Origin of the sequence: Pseudomonas inefficax (genome assembly GCF_032164165.1) — a bacterium.
GTDB lineage: Bacteria > Pseudomonadota > Gammaproteobacteria > Pseudomonadales > Pseudomonadaceae > Aquipseudomonas > Aquipseudomonas inefficax.
The window spans coordinates 4634192-4653511 of the sequence record NZ_CP134401.1 but is presented as its reverse complement, the minus strand read 5'-3'; the positions used below and the strand labels follow the sequence as shown (position 1 = coordinate 4653511).

The following is a 19320-nucleotide window of genomic DNA, read 5'->3' as shown; positions in this document are numbered from 1 at the left end:
AGCCACCTCACACACGGTTTCCAACCATTGCCGGGTCCCCCATGGCCCCTGCGCGGCATTCAGGCGCAGGCTCATTGGCTTTGGCGGATGGCGTCCGCGCTGCTCTGGCCGTTTACCCTGCCCTTCAGCACGCTGCCGGCATTCGGTACCAGCGGTGCCGGCCAGCGCATGCTGGCCCCCGGCAGCACATAACCCAGCAGGCCATCGGCCAGTGGCTTGCTCTGGCTGCCCTGCTGCACCACCACATCGGTCAAACGCGCATGCACCGCGCCGGTGTTGCGCAGTTCCACGTACGGCTTGCCCTGTATGGTCACCGCACGCCAGCTGAGTTGCGGCTTTCCGACGCCCTCGGCATTGCGCTTGCCCGCGGGATCGGCCTTGCCCCACAGGCCTTCGCCGTAGACGAACAGCGGTACCGAGTAGCGCATCTGCAGGCGGATCGCCGCGGTGGTGCCGGGCTCGGCCTTGTCGACGGGGATGGCGGCAGGGATTTCGTCGATGATGATGCGGTAGGCCTGCTCCTGGCCGACTGGCGAGGGGCCGGTGCGGGTCAGGCGGATCAGCTGCTTCTGTCCGGGTGCGATGCTGGCCACTGGCGGGCTGCCGATGATCTCGCGCTGTGCCTGGTACTGTTCCTGATAGTCACCCTGACGCCAGGCGAACACCCGCACCTGCAGGTTGGCCGGTGCAGTACCGCGGTTTTCCAGCCACAGTGCGCCAGCCTTCTGGTCAGCCTCCAGCACCGGGTCGATCGGCCAGATCAGCACCGAGGTGGCCGCCCAGGCCGGCAGGCTCGCCAGCCACAATAGCCCTGTCAATCCACGCGCCCACTTCGCGCCTGCCCCCATGAAACTCTCCTTGGCTACTGGTCGTTGGTGCCGGTGCATTCACCAGGTCACCGTCACTTGCACCACATCGGTGTAGGTCCCGGCCGGCAGCGTGCCGCTCAACTGGACCCGCCCGTACACCGGCAGCTTGATCGCCGTCGGGTCGCTGTAGTTCACGGCCACGCTCTGGCCGATCCCCAGGCTCTGGCTGTAGGCCGCGTCCCGGTACAACTGATAGGCCAGCACTTGCGTGCCCCCCGTGCGCTTGAGGTTGCGTGTGCCGCTGGCACTGTTCTGCCCACCATCCACGCTCATGCTCAAGGCCACCCCCGGGGTGCACTGAAAGGTCACCGTGGTACCGCCCAACGAGGTGCCGATGGCCCCGGTGGCGAGTGCCGATTGCGTACCGTAGTCGAGCGTCCCGTAGCTGCTCACACCGCCAACCACCAGGCACCCGGCGACGATCTGCGCCGTCACCATGAAACTGCTGGTGGTCGCCGCATCCAGGGGCCCGGCCAGCAGTACGCCGAGGCCGCTCAGGCTGCCCGCCAGCCAGATGCGCATGGCTCAGAACGACAGCTCGACGGACACCGTGTCGGTGTACACCCCCGCCGGCAGGCCGGCCTTGCCGCGTGCCTGGCCATACAGGTTGACGGTCTGGGCCGCACCGCTGCTGGTCGGCAAGGTGATGGTGCCGTTGATGGCCAACAGCTGCGTGCGCCCGGTATCGGTGTAGAAGTCGTACGGCACGAAGTTGCCGAGGCCATCCGCCAGCGCACGACTGCCGCCGGCCGACTGGCCATCGTGGGCACCGGCACCCACACGGATCACGGGTACCGTGCCGGCCGAACAGAGAATGCTGATCGCCCCTCCGCCGCCACCGATTACCTGGGCGTCGACGGTGGTGAACAGAGCATCCTTGGTGCCGAAGTCCAAGGCACCGAAGTTCACCCCCGAGGTGCCCGAGCTGCCATTGACCTGGCACGCCGCGGTCAAGGTCAGCTTCGAGTCGATGGTTCCGGTCGTGGCGGCCTGGGCCTGGGAAGCCAGCACCAGGCCCAGACCGGCGAGGATGCAGCGTGAAAGGTTCATTCGCATCGAAGTCTCCTTGCGTCGTTACCAGTCCAGGGTCACCCTGAGGGTGTCACGGTACAGCCCGGCCGGCAGTGCGCGCGGGTGCGCCACTACCACACCGTAGATCGGGATCGGGATCTGCCGGGTACTGCTGATGGTGAAGGCACGTGCCTGGCCGATGCCGTAGCGGCTGTTACCGCCCGGGTCGATCGCCAGTTGGTAGGGGATCAGCTCGCGGCCGTTGCTCAGCCGCCGTATGCCGTCGCTGCCATTCAGGCCGCCGTTGATGCGCACGTTGAACGCCCGCACCTCGGGCGTGCAACTGATCTGCAGGCTGCCCTCGCCGCTCACCTCGTCAACCCGGCTGCGCAGCGGCTGGTCCCAGTTCGGTCCGCGCTCGCCGAAGTCCATCACGCCGGGGTTACCCACCGTTGCCGGTTGCGTCTCGTTGCTACTGATCTGGCATGCGCTGCTGATCACCAGCCGCGCCTGGATGAAACCGGTGCTGGTGCCATGCGCAGCACCACCTGGTACCAGCAGTGGGCCCAGGGAAAGCAGCAGGATCGAGGTGCGGTTCATGGCGTCGGGTCCTTGAGCATGGTGGCATCCCTACCAAGTGACGGTGACTTTGAGCAGGTCGGCATACACGCCTGCAGGCGGTACCCAGGCCAGCTTGTCGATGCGTGCATGCAACGGCAGCTCGACCGAGCCGCTGTCCGGCACCCGCGCCGAATGCGCCACATTCACCGCCAGCGGTTCGCGCCAGGCAGCGTCGCGATAAAGGCGATACGGGATGGGCCGGGCCGTGTCATCGTCACTGGCCAGAAAGCGCAGCTCGCCGACGCCGCCATGCTGGCCACCGTCAACGCGGACCTGGTAGGGGGTGCCAGGGTTGCATTCCAGCCGTGGCGGGCGCTGGCTCGGCAGCACGCCGGTCAGCGGCGCGCCAGGGCCATCCAGCCGTGCAGCAGCACCCAGATCGATGCGCCCCAGCGCCTGTGCGCCGGCATCGGGGGCCTGGTTGACCAGCATGCAACCGCGCTGCACCAGCACTCGTACTTCCACCAGGAAGTCCGCCGCCATGGCACTGCTGCTCAACATAAGGCCCAACAGGGCGGCCAGGAAGCGCTCCGTCACCTTATTTTCCTTGTCGATGTCTGCTGGTCTGAGCGTAGCAGCGAGATGGTGTCACAGTACTGGCATGCAGCCATTTTTTTGTATTAGCCAAAAAGCGCTATCACTTGAAAAAAAAACCGCACGCCACAGAACGCATTGCCAGCATTCCCCTCAAATGGCCAAAGGCCGTTATCCGGGTCGATATTCTGTTAGGGTGTACCCCTTTCATCCTGCCTAGACTCATGCGGCATGCATGGAAGGACACGACAGGAGCGTTTTCATAGATGATTGCAGACAGCACGCTCACCCAAGCCCTCGAGCGCTGCGCCCAGGAGCCGATCCAGCTGCCTGGCAGCATTCAGCCCCACGGCTTCCTGCTGGTGCTGGACGAAACCGACATGCAGGTACTCCAGGCCAGTGAAAATGTCGAGCACTGGCTGGGCTTACCGGCCAGTGAACTGATAGGTCGCGAGTTTGCCGAACTGGTCAGCGGTGCCTTCGACCTGCGCCTGCACCTGGCCCGCCTGCCGCAGGACGAGGTCTTTCCGTTCCACATCAGCGATGTGCAGCTGCGCCAGGACGCTCCTTTTCGCGGCAACCTGCACCTGCTGGTCCATCGCCACGACCAGGTGCTGATCGCCGAGTTCGAACCCCCTCGCCTGCCAGCGGACCTTGCCGGGCAAGGCGACTACTACCCACTGGTGCGCAGCTTCGTAGGCCGCCTGCACCAGGCCGGCAGCCTCGAGGAACTGCTGCAGCAAGCAGTGCTGCAGCTCAAGCGCATCACCGGCTTTGGCCGGGTCAAGGCCTATCGCTTCGATGCCGAAGGCAACGGCCAGGTGCTGGCCGAGGTGGCCGACCCGGGGTACCCGAGCTACCTGGGCCTGTGCTTCCCCGCTTCGGACATACCACGCCAGGCGCGCGAGTTGTACCGAATCAACCGCATCCGCGTGATCGAGGACGCCAACTACCAGGCTTCGCCGTTGCTGCCCTCTGCCAACCCGCGCACCGGCAAGCCCTTGGACCTGAGCTTTGCCGCACTGCGCAGCGTGTCGCCAGTACACCTGCAGTACATGCGCAACATGGGTACCCTGGCATCGATGTCGTTGTCGATCGTGGTCGACGGGCAACTCTGGGGGCTGGTGTCCTGTCACCACGAACAGCCACGCCCGGTGGACCTGCGCACCCGTACCGCCTGCGAGCTGCTGGCCAGTGTGCTGTCGCTGCAGATCGAGTCGCGCGAGTCCCACGCCAACACTCGCCAGTTGCTGGAGCTGCGCCAACACATCGTGCGCATGATCTCGTCCATGGCCGACCATGACAGTGTTGGTGACGGCCTGCGCGACTTGCCCGAAGTACTGCTGGCCTTCGCCGGCGCCCAAGGTGCCGCGGTCATTTCCGCCGAACGTTGCGACCTGATCGGCAAGACCCCACCGGCCGCTCAGGTAAACGCCCTGGTGCACTGGCTATCGCAGCGTAGCGAAGAAAGTGTGTTCCACAGCGACAACCTGCGCCGCGACATCGACGAGCTGCCCGAGCTCGCGGCCCATGCTGGCGGTGTCCTGGCAGTAGCCATTTCGCAGATCCACTCGCACTACCTGCTCTGGTTCCGCCCCGAGCAAGTGCGCACGGTGAACTGGGCCGGGCAGCCGAACAAACAGGTAGGGCCGCAGGGCAACCTCGACCCACGGCACAGTTTCGAACGCTGGCAGGAAAAACTGCGCGGCTACTGCGAACCCTGGCACCCGCTGGTCATCGAAGGCGTGCAGGAACTGCGCACGGCAGTGCTCGGCATTGTCCTGCGCAAGGCCGAGGAGCTGGCGCAGCTGGCCGGCGAGCTGCGCCGCTCGAACAAGGAGCTCGAAGCGTTTTCCTACAGCGTGTCCCATGACCTGCGCGCGCCCCTGCGCCATATTGCCGGCTACTCCGAATTGCTCGGCGAAACCGAGGGCCAGAGCCTTGGCGAGCGCGGCAGGCGCTTTCTGCAACACATCGAGGAAGCCGCGCACTTTGCCGGGAGCCTGGTCGACAACCTGCTCAACTTCTCGCAGATGGGCCGCTCGGCCCTGCGCCTGTCCGAGGTCGACCTAAACGCCCTGGTCGAGGCCATTCGCAGCGAACTTGCGCCCGACTACCAAAACCGCGAAATTGTCTGGGACATCGCGCAATTGCCCAAGGTGATCGGTGACCCGGCGTTCATCAACATGGCCTTGCACAACCTGCTGGCCAACGCCATCAAGTACACACGTGGGCGCACCCCGGCGCGCATCGGCATCAGCGCCGTGCAACACCCGGGTGAAACCGAGATCTGCATTCGTGACAACGGCGTGGGCTTCGACATGGCCTACGCCGGCAAGCTGTTCGGCGTGTTCCAGCGCCTGCACCGCATGGAAGACTTCGAAGGCACCGGGATCGGCCTGGCCAGCGTGCGTCGCATCATCGAACGCCATGACGGTCGGGTATGGGCCCATGGCAAGGTTGACCAGGGTGCTACCTTCCACTTCACCCTCCCGCGCCACCCCGCGACCACCTGAGGCACCGCTACCATCATGCTCAAACCCATCCTTCTGGTCGAAGACAACCCTCGGGACCTGGAGCTGACGCTCCTGGCGCTGGAGCGCAGCCAGTTGGCCAACGAGGTCATCGTGCTGCGCGATGGCGCCGAGGCACTTGACTACCTGCTAAGGCGCAATGCCTATGCCGAACGTGACGATGGCAACCCCGCCGTGTTGCTGCTGGACCTGAAACTGCCAAAAGTCGACGGCCTGGAGGTGCTCAAGGAAGTGCGCGCCACCGCCGAGCTGCGCAGCATCCCGACGGTGATGCTGACGTCATCGCGCGAGGAGCCTGACCTGCTGCGCGCCTACGAGCTGGGGGTGAACGCATACGTGGTCAAACCGGTGGAGTTCAAGGAATTCGTCGCCGCCATTTCCGACCTGGGGGTGTTCTGGGCGGTACTCAACGAACCGCCACCCGGCTCGCTGCGCCTGAACCGGCGTGGCGGCATCTGAGGTGGCCGCGACGATGCAGCCAACACCGCTGAACCTGCTGATGGTCGAAGACAATTCGATGGACGCCGAGCTGACCCTGATGCGCCTGGAACGCAGCGGGCTGCAGGTGCAGGCGCAACTGGTGTTCGACCATGCCGGTGTAGAGCAGGCCCTGCGCGAAGCCCGCTACGACCTGATCCTGTGCGACTGCGTGCTGCCGGGCTCGTCCGGCACTGAAGTGCTTGCCATCGCCCAGCGCCTGGCACCGGACACGCCGTTCATCTTCCTGTCTGGCATCTACGGCGAAGAACATGCGGTGGAAATGATCCGCCTGGGCGCCACCGACTATGTACTGAAGAAAAACCTGCCGCTGCTGCCCAAGGCCGTACGCCGGGCCCTGACCGAAGTGCAGGAGCGCCAGCGCCGACGCCGCGCCGAAGAGGCCCTGGCCGACGTCGAGGCACGTGCGCGCATTGCCATCGACGCTGCCGGCATGGGCACCTGGAACATGCGCCCGCAAGAAGGCCTGTTGCTGTGGGATGACCGCTGCAAGACCCTGTTCGGCCTGCCCGCCGATACCGAAATGAGCCTCGAGGTATTTTACGCCGGCATCTACCCCGACGACCTGGCGCAGGTGCGCGAAGCGGTGGAACATGCCATGTGCCCGGAAAGTGGCGGCCACTATCGGGTCGAATTCCGCATCGCCCAACCCGCTGGCCTGGAACCGCGCTGGTTGCTCAGCAGCGGCCAGAGCCAGTTCGTCAACGACCAGTGCGTGCGCTTTTCCGGGGTGTTGCAGGACATCCACACCCAGCGGCTGGCCAACCAGGCACTGCGCCAGCTCAACGAGATGCTGGGTGAAAGGGTAGAACGCCGCACCCGCGAACGCGACCGCGCCTGGGAACTGTCGCAAGACTTGCTGGCCGTGCTCAACAAGGACCTGACCCCAGTCGCGCTGAACCCCGCCTGGGAAGCCAGCCTGGGCTTGTCCCGCGAACGCCTGAGCCAGTCGTCCTTGCTGCACCTGCTGCCCGAGCACGACCAGGAACTGCTGCTCACCGAGCTGGCCGCCCTCGCCCATGGCCGCACCAGCGCCCGCTTTGTCGGGCGCATCCTGGATGCCGGTGGCCAGCAACGCTGGTTGTCGTGGGTGGTGGTGCCGGAAGACACCCTGCTGTACGTGGTGGCGCGCGACATCACCAGCGAGCGCGAGGCCGCCCTCGGCCTGGCCGAAGCCAACGCCCGCCTGCGCGAGCAGATCGCCGAACGCGAACGCATCGAGGCTGCGCTGCAGCAGATGCAGCGGCTGGAAGCGGTCGGCCAGCTGACTGCCGGTGTGGCTCATGATTTCAACAACCTGCTGACGGTCATCCTCACCGGCGCCAGCTTCCTCGAGCGCGATCTGGCCAAAGCCGACCTGGACAAGGCCCGTGCGCGGCTCAAGCACATTCGCGAAGCCGGCGAGCGTGGCGCCAAGCTGACCTCGCAGTTGCTGGCGTTCTCCCGGCGCCAGCGCCTGGAGCCGGTGGCACTGAACCTCAACCGCACCCTGGCCGGCCTGGAAGAGTTGCTGCGCCGCACCTTGGGCGGCAACGTCTCGGTGCGCCTGGACCTGGAACCAACCCTGTGGCAGGCACTGACCGACCCGACCCAGACCGAAATGATCATTCTCAACCTGGCGATCAATGCCCGCGATGCCATGCCCGACGGCGGCCAGCTGACCCTGTCTACCCGCAACACCCGGATCGACGCCCGCCCGCAGCGCCCGGAAGACCCGGACCCCGGCGAATATGTGATGCTGAGCATCCGCGATACCGGCTGCGGCATGAGCGAAGAGGTGCTGGCCAAGGTGTTCGAGCCGTTCTTCACCACCAAGGATATCGGCAAGGGCTCGGGCTTGGGCCTGGCCCAGGTATTCGGCTTCGCCAAACAGTCCGGGGGTGGCGTGCGCATCGACACCACGCCTGGGCGTGGCACGCAGGTGGCCGTGTATCTGCCGGCAGTCAAGGGTGAAGCCGTCAGCGAACCGATGCCGTCGCTGCTCAGCCACTCGACAAGCGAAAGCGGCCATAACCGCACCGTGCTGCTGGTAGATGACGACCATCTGGTACGCGACATGCTCGGTGATGTGTTGCGCCAGTACGGCTATCAGGTGCGCCAGGCGCACAGTGGCGAACAGGCCCTGGCCTTGCTGGATGAGCAGATCGACCTGCTACTGAGCGATTTCGCCATGCCCGAGTTCAACGGCGCGCAACTGGCACTGGCGGCACGCGAGCGCTACCCGCAGCTGCCGGTGGTACTTCTTACCGGTTATGCGGAGTTGCAGGGCCTGGAGTTGCCGGGCAGCCTGGTGATCCAGAAGCCGGTACAAGCCGATGAACTGGCCCGCTTGCTGAACGAGATGCTTGGAACTGCCAGGTGACCTGACAGAGCCCCCGGAAAAACGTGCGGAAACGACAAAGCCCAGCGCTTGTCTTTCCAAGCACCGGACCGAGATACGTTTTAAGCAGAAAATGGCAGGGGCGGCTGGATTCGAACCAACGCATGGCAGGATCAAAACCTGCTGCCTTACCGCTTGGCGACGCCCCTGTATCGGATGCAGCGTTAGCTGCTCTGACAATTCCAACTGAGTGACAACTGGGTTGTTGTCTTGGAATGCGCGGCACTTTAACAACAAACTTTCGGTCTGTGAACCCCCTGATGAAAAAAAATTACCAAAAAACAGCGAGTTAGTCATTTTCGCCTTTCAGGCGGCGACCATCCGTCGCTTTCCCCCCGCCTCGCTTCAACACAATCGCATTCCTCCCTTCCAATCAGATGAGGCAATTGCATTGACCATGGAGGACTCCCATGCCTGTTTCGCACGATCTTTACCAGGACCTGCACTACCCGCGTGAAATCGTCCAGCAACGCCGCCAGCAGGACAAGGCGCTGGACCGGCTGCTCGACGAGTACATGGACATCGACAACCAGGTGCTTGCTGCCGAGTCGATCTCGGCTGGCAATTTCGAGGACGAAGACCTGCGTCACCTCAAGGAACGCCGCCTGGCCGTGAAGTACATGATCGAGCGCCAACTGGAGCGCAAGGCCTGAGCTAACCCGGCAACCTGGCCAGGGTCAGGGCGTCTGGCTCACCGTCATAGAACTGCACCAGCGCCGCCTGGAACAACGGGTTGCCGGGCGCTGCCTGGGCGAACAGGGTCAGGCACGAGCGCAGCTTGAGGTGGTCGGGGCTGCCGAGCATTTCACGGGCGCTCTTGTCGCGGTGCTGCAGCAGCGCAGTCACACAGGCTTGCAGGCGCGGGCCAAGCAGCGGATGAGCCAGGTAGGCACGGGCCTCGTCGATACCGGCCAGCGCATAGCGTGCGGCCATGGTGCTGTGGCCCAGGCCATCGAGCTGCGGGAAAACGTACCACATCCAGTGGCTGCGCTTGCGCCCGGCCTGCAGTTCCTGCATCACCTGGTCATACACAGGGTTCTGCGCCTCGACGAAGCGCTGCAGATCGACGTCGGCATGCATGCTCGCCCCTCCTCGCTCTGGTTCAGCCTTTACTGTACGCCTGCATGGCAAACCTATCTCGTCAGGTGATCAATGCCGCACATTTTCTGTATTAGTCAAAATGGCCGCTGTCGGGCAAGCTGCACGCTACCCCGTCACACTACCCCGCCACCCGAGGAGCTTTGCTTTTGCCTGCCTGGATCCCTATCCCGCTACGCCAGCTTGGTCAGCGCCTGCTCGGCGCCACCGCCAACCAGAGTGAACTGCTCGGCTGGTTCGAGGACAAGGCGCACAGCCGCGGCTACCAGCTTAGCGACGGCCAACGCCGGGTGATCCACTGCATGGCCGAACAACTGGCGCAGCTCGAACAAGGCCAGCCGCGCAGTCTGTACCTGTACGGCGCGGTGGGCCGCGGCAAGAGCTGGCTGCTCGATGGCTTTTTCCAGGCCGTACCGGTGCAGGCCAAGCGGCGCCTGCACTTCCATGACTTCTTTGCCCGCCTGCACCAGGGCATGCACCGCCACCGGGCGCTGGACGACGCATTGGGCGCGGCCCTCGACGAGCTTGTGGGAGATTGTCGGGTGCTGTGCTTCGACGAGTTCCATGTGCACGACATTGGTGATGCCATGTTGCTCACCCGCTTGTTCAATGCTCTGTTCGCCCGTGGCGTGTTCTTGCTGGTGACCTCCAACTATGCGCCCGAAGGGCTGCTGCCCAATCCGCTGTACCACGAGCGCTTCCTGCCGGTGATCCGCCTGATCAACAGCTCGATGACAGTGCTCGAAGTGGGTGGTGACACCGATTTCCGCAGCCTCCCGGCCAACCGCGAGCATCAGCGCTTTACCCGGGGCCACTATGTATGGCCGGGGAATGCGGCGCAGCGCCAGGCGCTCAAGGTGCCGGATGAACAGCCGGTAATGCTGGAAGTGAACAAGCGCCCGCTGCGCGCACTGGCCGTCGATGGCCGGCGGGTGCTGCTGGGCTTTGACGACCTGTGTGAAAAGGCCACGGCAGTGATCGACTACCTGGTGCTGGCCGGGCAGTACGATGAGTGGATCATCGATGGGCTGGATGACTTGTCGGAATGTTCGCTGGCAGCGCAGCAGCGCTTCGTCAACCTGGTGGATGTGCTGTATGACCAGGACCGGCAGGTGCTGGTGATCGGCAAGCGTCCGCTGGAAGAAAGCCTGGACGGGCCGCTTGCCGACCTGATGCGTACCCGTAGCCGGTTGGGGCAGTTGCATCAGATAGCCCCCTAGAACTGCATTGCCTGGGCCGGCCTCTTCGCGGGTAAACCCGCTCCCACAGATGCTGCGCAGTTTTCAAGTCCTGCGACATCCCTGTGGGAGCGGGCATGCCCGCGAAGAGGCCAGCAAAGTCAAAACATCAACCCGCCCTGGGCAAATCCGCCAGCACCGCCTCGATCTCGCCCAGCACCGCAGGGTCGTCCAGGGTCGAAGGCGGCACATAGTCCTGCCCATCGGCAATCTTGCGCAGCACCGCCCGCAGAATCTTCCCCGAGCGGGTCTTGGGCAAGCGCTTGACCAGACGCACCCGGTTGAAGCAGGCCAACGGACCAATTTCCTCACGCACGCTGCCCACCAGCTCCACCAGCAGCTGAGCCTCGGCAATGCCCTCGCCGTCCTTGAGCACCACCAGGGCCAACGGCACCTGCCCCTTGATCTCGTCATGCACGCCAATCACCGCGCACTCGGCCACTGCCGGGTGGCGCGCCACCAGGTCCTCCATCTCGCCAGTGGACAGCCGGTGCCCGGACACGTTGATGACGTCATCGGTGCGCCCCATGATGTAGACGAAGCCGTCATCGTCGAGGTAGCCGCCATCGCCAGTGTGGTAATACCCCGGGTAAGTACGCAGGTAAGCCTGCAGGTAACGCTCGTGGTCGCCCCACAGCGTCTGGCTGCACCCGGGCGGCAATGGCAGGGCGATGACGATCGAGCCCTGGTGGTTCGGCCCCAGCAGGTTGCCCTCGTCATCCAGCACGCGCACGTGATAGCCCGGCACCGCCCGGTTGCTCGACCCCGGCTTCGCCGCGCTGCCTTCCAGCCCCACACAGGGCGCGGTGACTGGCCAGCCGGTCTCGGTCTGCCACCAGTGGTCGTGCACCGGCTTGCCACTGACCCGTTCCAGCCATTCGTGGGTGCTGGAATCAAGTTTTTCCCCGGCCAGGAACAACTGGCGCAACGAGCTCAGGTCATGCTTGCGGATCAGCTCGCCCTCCGGGTCTTCCTTGCGGATGGCACGCATGGCAGTGGGTGCACAGAACAGCGCGTTGACCTTGTATTGCTCCACTACCCGCCAGTAGGCGGAGGCGTCCGGGGTGCGGATCGGCTTGCCTTCGTAGAACACCGTGGTGCAGCCGCTCATCAACGGCCCGTAAACGATCAGTGAATGGCCAACCACCCAGCCCACATCGGAAATGCCCCACCATACATCGCCAGCCTGCATGCCGTAGATATGGCGCATGGCATAGCACAGCGCCACGGCGTTGCCGCCGTTTTCCCGCACGATGCCCTTGGGTTTGCCGGTGGTGCCCGAGGTGTACATGATGTACAGCGGGTCGCCCGCATCCAGCTCGACCGGGGCCACCGGTTCGGCGCCGGTCAATGCTGCCTGCCAGTCCAGGTCGCGGCCCGCCTGCAGTTCGGCATGCGCCTGCTGGCGCTGCAGCACCAGCACGTTGCGCGGCTGGTGCCGGGCCAGTTGCAGGGCGCGGTCTACCAGCGGCTTGTATTCGATCACCCGGTCGAATTCCAGCCCGCACGATGCCGTCAGCAGCAGCGTCGGCCGGGCATCGTCGATGCGCAGGGCCAGCTCGTTGGCGGCAAAACCACCAAACACCACCGAGTGCACCGCGCCAATCCGTGCGCAGGCCAGCATGGCCATGGCCGCCTGCGGCACCATGGGCATGTAGATGATCACGCCATCGCCCTTGTTCACCCCCAGCTGGCGCAGCAAGCCGGCCAGGCGCGCCACCTCGTCACGCAATTGGTGGTAGGTGTAGGCCTGCTGCACGCCGGTCACCGGCGAATCGTAGATCAGCGCCAACTGCTCGCCACGGCCCTGCTCGATCTGGTGATCGAGGGCCAGGTAGCAGCTGTTCAGGCGGCCATCGGCGAACCAGCGGTGGGTGCCGTCGGCGTTGTCTTGCAGGGTGAGGGCAGGCTTGCGGTGCCAGGCCAGGTGCGCGGCCTGTTCCGCCCAGAAAGCGGCAGGGTCGGAAATGGAATGGGCGTAGCTGTGCTGGTAGCTCATATCGAAGGGAACCCGGTACTTGTTGTTATTGAAGGGCGAAACTTGAGTATGGACCGCTACGCCCGCGCCGCCATGGGACTAAAGTCACAACCGACCTGCAAATTTGCAGACAAGGCAAAAACGCCCCACAACGGTGCAAAGCCTCTAGAATAGGCCACCCCTTCCGCCACCGAGCAGCTCATGGACATCGATCAGGCCCGTACCTTTCTGGAAATCGTGCGTTGCGGCAGCCTGGTCGCCGCCGCCGAACGCCTGTTCGTGTCACAGACAGCGATCACCGCGCGGGTGCAGCGCCTGGAGCAGCAACTGGGCTGCCAACTGTTCGTGCGCAGCCGCAACGGTGCCAGCCTGACCAGCGACGGCGAAGCGTTCGTCAGTTATGCCAACCAGCTGGTGCAAACCTGGGAAGCGGCGCGCCGCGACCTGCCGCTGCCCGAAGGCTGCCAGCAGGTGCTGCACGTGGGTGGTGAAGTAAGCCTGGGCAACCCGATGATGCTCGACTGGGTCAGCGCCCTGCACCGCGAGCTGCCCAGCCATGCCATCCGCAGCGAGGTGAGCGATGGCGAATCGCTGCTGCGCAAGGTCGAGATGGGGCTGCTGGATGCCGCGCTGGTCTATCAGCCTACCTATGGCCCGGGCCTGCAGGTGGAGCAGTTGATGGAGGAGAAGCTGATCCGTGTGCGCCGGGTCGACCAGCCAGACCCGTACATCTACATCGACTGGGGCGAGGCCTTCCGGCGCCAGCATGATGCTGCCCTGCCCGACTGCGCGCGCCCGGCGCTCAGCTTCAACCTTGGCCCGCTGGCCTTGCAGTTCATACTCGACCAGGGCGGCAGTGGCTACTTCCGCACGCGGGTGGTGCAGGCCTATCTGGACAGCGGTGTGTTCGAGCGGGTACCGCAGGCGCCGGAGTTCACCTACCCGACCTTCCTGGTGTACCCGCGCAAACGCGACAGCGAAGCCCTGCAACAGGCTTTTGCCATCCTGCGCCGGCTGGTGGCCGCCGGCGCCAGCGACTGGTCACAACGCTGGGACCCGGTTATCTGAAGCCTCGGCCTTGCTGAGCAGCTGGCGCTTGAGGCCGGCGATCAGGTCGGTCTGGGTGATCACCCCCACCAACTGGTCGCCATCGAGCACTGGCAGGCAATGCAGGCCTTGTTCGCACAGCAATGGCAGCAAGCGCTCCAGCGGGTGCTGGCTGCTGACGCTGATCACCCGGCGGCTCATCACCTGCTCCATGCGCACCGCCTTGCGGCCGAACAAGCCGCGCCAACTGAAGTGACCACGCTGCATGGCCGGGCCGACCAGGTCGCTGAGGCTGACGATGCCCACCAGCTTGCCCTGCTGCAGCACCGGCAGGGTTTTCAGGTGGTGGCTGGCCAGCAGTTTCCAGGCCTGCTCCAGGGTGGTGTCGGGCGTGGCGAACTGCACGTCGCGGGACATGACCGAGGCCGCGGTGATGCCGCCGAGGCTGCGCTGCAGGGCGTGTTGCTCGGTGGCCAGGATGATGCGCTCCAGTTCGTCACGGGTGACGTCGACGAACTCGCCCAGTTCCTCCAGGGCCTGGTCCAGGTCTTCTGCGCGAATGCCGACCCGTTCGCTGGGCAGCGGGTCATGGGTGTGGTGCAGGTCCTTGCGCGGCACCGCGCCTTTCGGGTAACGCACGCCGGTGAGGCGGTTGTAGAAGATCGCCACAGTTACCAGAATCAGCGCGTTGAGCAGCACCGGCTCCAGCAGGTGGTCGCCCATGGCGCTCAGCCCCGGGTCGGCCAGTACTGCGCTTACTGCCACTCCGCCACCGGGTGGGTGCAGGCAGCGCAGCAGGCACATCACCAGGATCGAGATACCCAGAGCGGCAGCAGCCACCCACAGCTCCGGGCCGAAGCCCTGGCGCATGGCCAGACCGACCGCACCGGCCAGGGCATAGCTGCCCAATACCGGCCAAGGCTGGGCCAACGGGCCGGAGTGCACGGCGAACACCAGCACGGCCGATGCCGCAAGCGGGCCGAGCAGGTGCAAGGCAATACTGGGGCCATAGGCCATGCTGGTCAGCCAGCCGGCGAGGAACAGGCCGAACAACGCGCCGATACCGGCACGCAACCATTCTTTGGGGGGAATATTCAAAGGCGCTGGCAACAGCCGCTGCAGACGACTTTCGGAACGCGAGGCAGACATGTAAGTAATCGAGATCTTTGGTTTTCTTGATTAAAAAGAAAGCCCAGCCGAGGTGGCCTGGGCCTCGTATTGCGAGTGCAATATCACAAGGGGCTCCGTCCATGGAGAGATGGAAACCGCAGGGTTTCGTGGGGGAATTTTGCCGGGTGGGGTGAGATTGGGCCAATTCAAAAAAATGCGGCTGTACTGCAATTTTTTTGCAGTGGTGATATGGCCAGCAAATTCCTCAAGCGCGCCGCGCAACTTGTGAGAGCGGGTTCACCCGCGAAGAATGCGACACGGTGCATGGCACCGGCTTCGCCGGTGTTCGCGGGTAAACCCGCTCCCACAGGGACCCGGTATTACCGAGCCTTGCGCGGCAGGTCAATGCTCACCCGCAAGCCACCCAGGGGGCTATCCAGCAGCGCCAGGCGCCCGCCCCAGGCCTCGACGATATCGCGCACGATGCCCAGCCCCAGGCCATGCCCTGACACCTGCTCGTCCAACCGCGAACCACGCTCAAGCACTTGCTGCCGCTGGCCCTCGGGGATACCGGGGCCATCATCATCGACCCACACCTGGTAGCCCTCGGCATTCGCCGCGATACCCAGCCGCACTTCGCTGTCGGCCCACTTGCAGGCGTTGTCCAGCAAGTTGCCGAGCAGCTCCAGGAAGTCCTCGCGGTCCCACGGCAGCAGCAGCCCGGGCGGTACATCCCTGGCCAGCAGCAGGCCCTCGCCATGAATCATGCCCAATGTCCCCAGCAACCCCGGCAGTTCGACGTCGCAGTCGAACTGCGCGCCCGGCAGCGCATCCCCCGCCAGGCGCGCACGGTTCAGCTCACGCGCCAAGCGTTGCTGAATCTGCTCCAGCTGCTCGCGCATCTGCGTGCGAACATCCGGCAGGTCCTTCAGGCGCTCGCTGGAGGCCAGGCTCAGCAACACCGCCAACGGCGTCTTCAGTGCATGGCCCAGGTTGCCCAAGGCATTGCGCGAGCGGCGCAGGCTGTCTTCGGTATGGCTCAGCAAATGGTTGATCTGCCCCACCAGCGGCGCCAGTTCGCTGGGCACTTCGGCATCCAGCTGCGAGCGCTGGCCCTGCTGCAACTGGGCGATCTGCTGGCGTGCCCGCTCCAGTGGCTGCAGCGAGCGGGTCACGGTGATGCGCTGCAGCACCAGCACCAGGATCAGCGCCACCAGGCCCATGCCCAGGCCGATCTGCTGCAGGCGCCGGAAACCTTCGCGCACCGGCGAATAATCCTGTGCCACGCTGATCGAGATGTCCTGGCCCAGGCGCCGGTAGTCGGCACGCAGGGCAAGCAGTTGCTGGCCTTCCGGGCCAAGTTCGTGGCTGTCGGAAAGCCCCGGCGCAGCAGGCTTGGGCATGTCCAGATCCCACAGCGAACGGGAACGCCAGGTGCCTTTATCGAAATCGATGCGGAAGTAATAGCCAGAAAACGGCCGCTGGTAGGCGGCCGAGATACGCCGCTCATCCAGTTGCAGGCCCGAGGGCCCGCGCACCAGGGCCACCAGCAGGTTTTCGCTTTCCTTGCGCAGGCCGTTCTCCAGGTAGCGCTGCAGGCCGACCTCGAACAACCACAGGGTCAGTTGCGCCAGCACCAGGCCGACTACCACCAGCACCGCCACCAGGCCCAGGCTCAGGCGTGCCTGGATCGACTTCACGCAGCGCTCCCGGCATAGATGTAGCCTTGCCCGCGGCGGGTCTCGATGACGCTGCGACCCAGCTTGCGCCGCAGGTGGTTGACGTGCACTTCCAGCACGTTGGAGTCGCGCTCGGTTTCACCGTCGTAGAGGTGTTCGGCCAGGTGGCTCTTGGACAGGATCTGCTGCGGATGCAGCATGAAATAGCGCAGCAGGCGGAACTCGGCGGCGGTCAGCTGGATGTCCACGCCGTCACGGCTCACGCACTGGCGGCTTTCGTCCAGGTGCAGGCCGGCCGCTTCCAGCGTCGGCTGGTTGGCCAGGCCACGGGCACGGCGCAACAACGCCTGGATGCGCAACTGCAGTTCTTCGGGGTGGAAGGGTTTGCTCAGGTAGTCATCGGCCCCCGCCTTCAACCCTTCGATACGCTCGGCCCACGAGCCACGGGCAGTAAGGATCAACACCGGCGTGGCCAGGCCGGCGGCACGCCACTGGGCCAGCACCTCCAGGCCTGGCAGGCCCGGCAGGCCAAGGTCCAGGATGATCAGGTCGTAGGGCTCGCTCTGGCCCTGGTACACCGCGTCGCGGCCGTCGGCCAGCCAGTCCACGGCGTAGCCCTGGCGCTGCAGGGCGGCGGTCAGTTCATCGGCCAGCGGTACATTGTCCTCGACAAGCAACAGGCGCATTCAGTCGTCTTCCTCGTCTTTGAGCAGGGCACCGCTGCTGGCGTCGAGCTTGATCTCGCGCACCACGCCTTCAGCCGTCAGCAACTCGACTTCGTATTCGTAGCGATTGTCGTCCTCTTCCAGCTCGGCCTCCAGCAAGCGCGCCCCGGGGTGACGCCCCAGGGCGGTTTCCAGCAGATGCTCGAGCGGCAGGATGACACCCTTCTGGCGTAGTTCCAGGGCCTCGTCCTGGTCGAGGTCGCGGGCAACGGCCAGGGAACACACGGCCAGCAGCGCCAGCGCGAGGTAGCGCGCCGGCCGCAGTAGGTGGATCATCAGTTGTCCCGCTCGTCCTTCAGCACTTCACCAGTCTTGGCGTCCAGCGCCACGTCCCATTCGACGTTCTGCGTGTCGCGCAGCTCGACCTTGTAGATATAACGGCCGTACTCGTCTTCAAGCTCCGAGTCGGTGACGGTGGCACCCGGGTGCTTGGCCACGGCGGCGGCCTTGAGCTCGTCCAGCGACTTGACGGTCTTGGCATTGACCAGCTTGACCACTTCGTCGGGCTGCACATCCTTGGCGATGGCGGAATGGGCGCCCAGGGCAAGGGCGGCGGCTACGGTGAACAGGGCAGTCATGTGTTTCATCGTTCTTCTCTCCTGAGAACTGTGCAAGTTGTCTACGGGGTTAAGATTAACCACCGGTCCTTAATTCAACCTGAAAACAACTGGCGGCATGATAGCGCAGGTCAGGCTGCTGTCTCGCCATCGCTGAATCCTGCCCGGTCCCTGTGGGAGCGGGCTTGCCCGCGAACACCGGCGCAGCCGGTGCCATACACCACGTTGCATGCTTCGCGGGTGAACCCGCTCCCACAGGGTATCCGCATGAAGCCTTATAATGACCGCCTGCCGCCGAAGAGTCCCGCCATGAGCGCCATTCACATCAAATACCCCGCCCTCACCTTCAAGGCCGGCCAACGTGCCCTGCGGCAGGTCCGCGAGCGCGGCCTGCAGGCAGCCGATGTCGGTGTGCTGCCGGGTGCGGCGGGTGGGCCGAAGCCGCTGGGCATCCAGGGCCTGGACCTGGCGCTGTTCGGTGAGTGGCTACCGTCGGCACCACGCCAGCGTGCGTTGATTGGCGCCTCGATCGGCGCCTGGCGCTTCGCCAGTGCCTGCCTCGACGACCCGGTCACAGGCATCCGTCGCCTTGGCGAACTGTACACCGAGCAGGATTTCGCCAAGGGCGTCACCCCGGCCGAAATCAGCCGCAGCTGCCAGCACATGCTCGATGACCTGCTGCAAGGCCGCGACGGCCAGCTGTTGGCCAATCCGCACTATCGCCTGAACATCCTGGTGGTGAAGAGCCATGGCCAGCTCGCCCACGACCATCGCGGCCGCCTGGGCCTCGGCCTGGGCGCGGTGATAGCCAGCAACCTGCTCGGCCGTTCGCGCCTGGCTCGGCACTTCGAGCGCATCATCCTGCACGACGGCCGCGCCACGCCGCCGCTCGATGCACTGACCGACTTCCCCTCGCGCTGCCTGCCGCTGGACCTGGCCAACCTCCGCCATGCCCTGCTCGCCTCGGGTTCCATCCCAATGGTCATGGCAGGTGTGAAAGACATCCCCGGCGCAGGTACGGGTACCTACCGCGACGGCGGCCTGCTCGACTACCACCTCGACCTGCCCTACCGCGGCGACGACCTGGTGCTGTACCCGCATTTCACCGACAAGGTCGTGCCAGGCTGGTTCGACAAGGCCCTGCCCTGGCGCAGGGGCGATGCCACACGCCTGCAGAATGTGCTGTTGATGACGCCTTCGCCGCAGTACCTGGCGGCCCTGCCCTACGGCAAGCTACCCGATCGCAACGATTTCAAGCGCTTCATGGGCGATGCGCCTGGCCGCAAGCGCTACTGGTACAAGGCCATTGCCGAGAGCCAGCGGCTGGGTGACGAGCTGTTGGAGCTGATCGCCACCGGGCGGTTGCACGAACGCCTGCAAGCCTTGTAGCGGCCATGCTGGTAGACTGCGCGCATTATCGATTCACACAGAGTCATGCCAG

General features: G+C 64.9%; 19 protein-coding genes and 1 tRNA gene. 7 read left to right on the top strand and 13 right to left on the bottom strand.

Translation table 11 applies throughout. From position 1 onward, the window contains the following. Window positions 1-71 precede the first annotated feature (71 nt). The 5 genes from RIN61_RS21070 to RIN61_RS21050 are packed head-to-tail and all read right to left on the bottom strand — an operon-like array spanning window position 72 to window position 3038. Window positions 72-848, bottom strand: a complete 777-nt coding sequence (locus RIN61_RS21070) for a fimbrial biogenesis chaperone (RefSeq protein ID WP_252378845.1) — start codon at window positions 846-848, stop codon at window positions 72-74. Between the two features lie 39 nt (window positions 849-887). Continuing rightward, window positions 888-1391, bottom strand: a complete 504-nt coding sequence (locus tag RIN61_RS21065) for a Csu type fimbrial protein (RefSeq protein WP_112252351.1) — start codon at window positions 1389-1391, stop codon at window positions 888-890. Window positions 1392-1394: 3 nt separating this feature from the next. Further along, window positions 1395-1925: a Csu type fimbrial protein gene (locus tag RIN61_RS21060; protein WP_112252350.1), complete on the bottom strand. Its 531-nt coding sequence runs from the start codon at window positions 1923-1925 to the stop codon at window positions 1395-1397. 18 nt (window positions 1926-1943) lie between these two features. Next, entirely contained in the window at window positions 1944-2480 is a 537-nt protein-coding gene (locus RIN61_RS21055; protein ID WP_112252349.1) for a Csu type fimbrial protein, read from the bottom strand. Window positions 2481-2510: 30 nt separating this feature from the next. Further along, complete coding sequence (locus tag RIN61_RS21050; RefSeq protein ID WP_252378842.1) at window positions 2511-3038, bottom strand: Csu type fimbrial protein; 528 nt, start codon at window positions 3036-3038, stop codon at window positions 2511-2513. Window positions 3039-3301: 263 nt separating this feature from the next. On the opposite strand from RIN61_RS21050, the gene RIN61_RS21045 reads away from it, so the two are divergent. Genes RIN61_RS21045 through RIN61_RS21035 form a run of 3 tightly spaced genes read left to right on the top strand, consistent with a single transcriptional unit; the run spans window position 3302 to window position 8429 of the window. Beyond that, window positions 3302-5551 carry an ATP-binding protein gene (locus RIN61_RS21045; RefSeq protein WP_112252347.1) on the top strand — a complete coding sequence of 750 codons (2250 nt, stop codon included), beginning with the start codon at window positions 3302-3304 and terminating at the stop codon, window positions 5549-5551. A 15-nt stretch (window positions 5552-5566) separates the two neighbouring features. Further along, window positions 5567-6028, top strand: a complete 462-nt coding sequence (locus RIN61_RS21040; RefSeq protein WP_112252346.1) for a response regulator — start codon at window positions 5567-5569, stop codon at window positions 6026-6028. 13 nt (window positions 6029-6041) lie between these two features. After that, window positions 6042-8429 carry a hybrid sensor histidine kinase/response regulator gene (locus RIN61_RS21035; RefSeq protein WP_112252345.1) on the top strand — a complete coding sequence of 796 codons (2388 nt, stop codon included), beginning with the start codon at window positions 6042-6044 and terminating at the stop codon, window positions 8427-8429. A 92-nt stretch (window positions 8430-8521) separates the two neighbouring features. On the opposite strand, the gene RIN61_RS21030 is transcribed toward RIN61_RS21035, so the two are convergent. After that, window positions 8522-8596, bottom strand: a tRNA-Gln gene (locus RIN61_RS21030). A gap of 261 nt (window positions 8597-8857) precedes the next feature. Here RIN61_RS21030 and RIN61_RS21025 point away from each other — a divergent pair. After that, window positions 8858-9100, top strand: coding sequence for a hypothetical protein (locus RIN61_RS21025; RefSeq protein ID WP_085624636.1), 243 nt, complete (start codon window positions 8858-8860; stop codon window positions 9098-9100). 1 nt (window position 9101) lies between these two features. Here the strand turns inward: RIN61_RS21025 and RIN61_RS21020 are convergent, their stop codons facing one another. After that, complete coding sequence (locus tag RIN61_RS21020) at window positions 9102-9527, bottom strand: DUF1810 domain-containing protein (protein WP_112252344.1); 426 nt, start codon at window positions 9525-9527, stop codon at window positions 9102-9104. 167 nt (window positions 9528-9694) lie between these two features. On the opposite strand from RIN61_RS21020, the gene zapE reads away from it, so the two are divergent. Next, the gene (zapE, locus tag RIN61_RS21015; RefSeq protein WP_215521217.1) at window positions 9695-10765 is read left to right on the top strand and encodes a cell division protein ZapE; all 1071 of its coding nucleotides are present in this window, start codon (window positions 9695-9697) and stop codon (window positions 10763-10765) included. 127 nt (window positions 10766-10892) lie between these two features. On the opposite strand, the gene RIN61_RS21010 is transcribed toward zapE, so the two are convergent. Then, complete coding sequence (locus RIN61_RS21010; RefSeq protein ID WP_207877414.1) at window positions 10893-12782, bottom strand: propionyl-CoA synthetase; 1890 nt, start codon at window positions 12780-12782, stop codon at window positions 10893-10895. A 180-nt stretch (window positions 12783-12962) separates the two neighbouring features. On the opposite strand from RIN61_RS21010, the gene RIN61_RS21005 reads away from it, so the two are divergent. After that, window positions 12963-13829, top strand: coding sequence for a LysR family transcriptional regulator (locus RIN61_RS21005; RefSeq protein ID WP_112252341.1), 867 nt, complete (start codon window positions 12963-12965; stop codon window positions 13827-13829). On the opposite strand, the gene RIN61_RS21000 is transcribed toward RIN61_RS21005, so the two are convergent. The 5 genes from RIN61_RS21000 to RIN61_RS20980 form a co-directional block, all read right to left on the bottom strand. Continuing rightward, on the bottom strand, window positions 13803-14957 hold the full coding sequence (locus tag RIN61_RS21000; protein WP_207877417.1) for an HPP family protein: 1155 nt from the start codon (window positions 14955-14957) through the stop codon (window positions 13803-13805). The genes RIN61_RS21005 and RIN61_RS21000 overlap by 27 nt on opposite strands. Window positions 14958-15298: 341 nt before the next feature. Further along, a complete protein-coding gene (locus tag RIN61_RS20995) occupies window positions 15299-16618 on the bottom strand; it encodes an ATP-binding protein (RefSeq protein ID WP_112252339.1) in 1320 nt (439 codons plus the stop codon). Then, a complete protein-coding gene (locus RIN61_RS20990) occupies window positions 16615-17283 on the bottom strand; it encodes a response regulator transcription factor (protein WP_112252338.1) in 669 nt (222 codons plus the stop codon). The genes RIN61_RS20995 and RIN61_RS20990 overlap by 4 nt, the downstream gene beginning before the upstream one ends. After that, complete coding sequence (locus RIN61_RS20985) at window positions 17284-17598, bottom strand: PepSY domain-containing protein (protein WP_133971027.1); 315 nt, start codon at window positions 17596-17598, stop codon at window positions 17284-17286. Then, window positions 17598-17909 carry a PepSY domain-containing protein gene (locus tag RIN61_RS20980; RefSeq protein ID WP_025338449.1) on the bottom strand — a complete coding sequence of 104 codons (312 nt, stop codon included), beginning with the start codon at window positions 17907-17909 and terminating at the stop codon, window positions 17598-17600. Before RIN61_RS20980 ends, RIN61_RS20985 begins: the two co-directional genes overlap by 1 nt. Window positions 17910-18188: 279 nt before the next feature. On the opposite strand from RIN61_RS20980, the gene RIN61_RS20975 reads away from it, so the two are divergent. Next, entirely contained in the window at window positions 18189-19268 is a 1080-nt protein-coding gene (locus RIN61_RS20975; RefSeq protein WP_313853823.1) for a patatin-like phospholipase domain-containing protein, read from the top strand. Window positions 19269-19320 lie beyond the last annotated feature (52 nt).

Coding starts and splice junctions, on each gene's coding strand:
- RIN61_RS20985 (WP_133971027.1), bottom strand. CDS start 17,598: ATGATCCACCTACTGCGGCCGGCGCGCTACCTCGCGCTGGCGCTGCTG.
- RIN61_RS20990 (WP_112252338.1), bottom strand. CDS start 17,283: ATGCGCCTGTTGCTTGTCGAGGACAATGTACCGCTGGCCGATGAACTG.
- RIN61_RS20980 (WP_025338449.1), bottom strand. CDS start 17,909: ATGAAACACATGACTGCCCTGTTCACCGTAGCCGCCGCCCTTGCCCTG.
- RIN61_RS21020 (WP_112252344.1), bottom strand. CDS start 9,527: ATGCATGCCGACGTCGATCTGCAGCGCTTCGTCGAGGCGCAGAACCCT.
- RIN61_RS21000 (WP_207877417.1), bottom strand. CDS start 14,957: ATGTCTGCCTCGCGTTCCGAAAGTCGTCTGCAGCGGCTGTTGCCAGCG.
- RIN61_RS21070 (WP_252378845.1), bottom strand. CDS start 848: ATGGGGGCAGGCGCGAAGTGGGCGCGTGGATTGACAGGGCTATTGTGG.
- RIN61_RS21045 (WP_112252347.1), top strand. CDS start 3,302: ATGATTGCAGACAGCACGCTCACCCAAGCCCTCGAGCGCTGCGCCCAG.
- RIN61_RS21065 (WP_112252351.1), bottom strand. CDS start 1,391: ATGCGCATCTGGCTGGCGGGCAGCCTGAGCGGCCTCGGCGTACTGCTG.
- RIN61_RS21035 (WP_112252345.1), top strand. CDS start 6,042: ATGCAGCCAACACCGCTGAACCTGCTGATGGTCGAAGACAATTCGATG.
- RIN61_RS21055 (WP_112252349.1), bottom strand. CDS start 2,480: ATGAACCGCACCTCGATCCTGCTGCTTTCCCTGGGCCCACTGCTGGTA.
- RIN61_RS21005 (WP_112252341.1), top strand. CDS start 12,963: ATGGACATCGATCAGGCCCGTACCTTTCTGGAAATCGTGCGTTGCGGC.
- RIN61_RS20975 (WP_313853823.1), top strand. CDS start 18,189: ATGAGCGCCATTCACATCAAATACCCCGCCCTCACCTTCAAGGCCGGC.
- RIN61_RS21010 (WP_207877414.1), bottom strand. CDS start 12,782: ATGAGCTACCAGCACAGCTACGCCCATTCCATTTCCGACCCTGCCGCT.
- RIN61_RS21025 (WP_085624636.1), top strand. CDS start 8,858: ATGCCTGTTTCGCACGATCTTTACCAGGACCTGCACTACCCGCGTGAA.
- RIN61_RS21060 (WP_112252350.1), bottom strand. CDS start 1,925: ATGCGAATGAACCTTTCACGCTGCATCCTCGCCGGTCTGGGCCTGGTG.
- RIN61_RS21040 (WP_112252346.1), top strand. CDS start 5,567: ATGCTCAAACCCATCCTTCTGGTCGAAGACAACCCTCGGGACCTGGAG.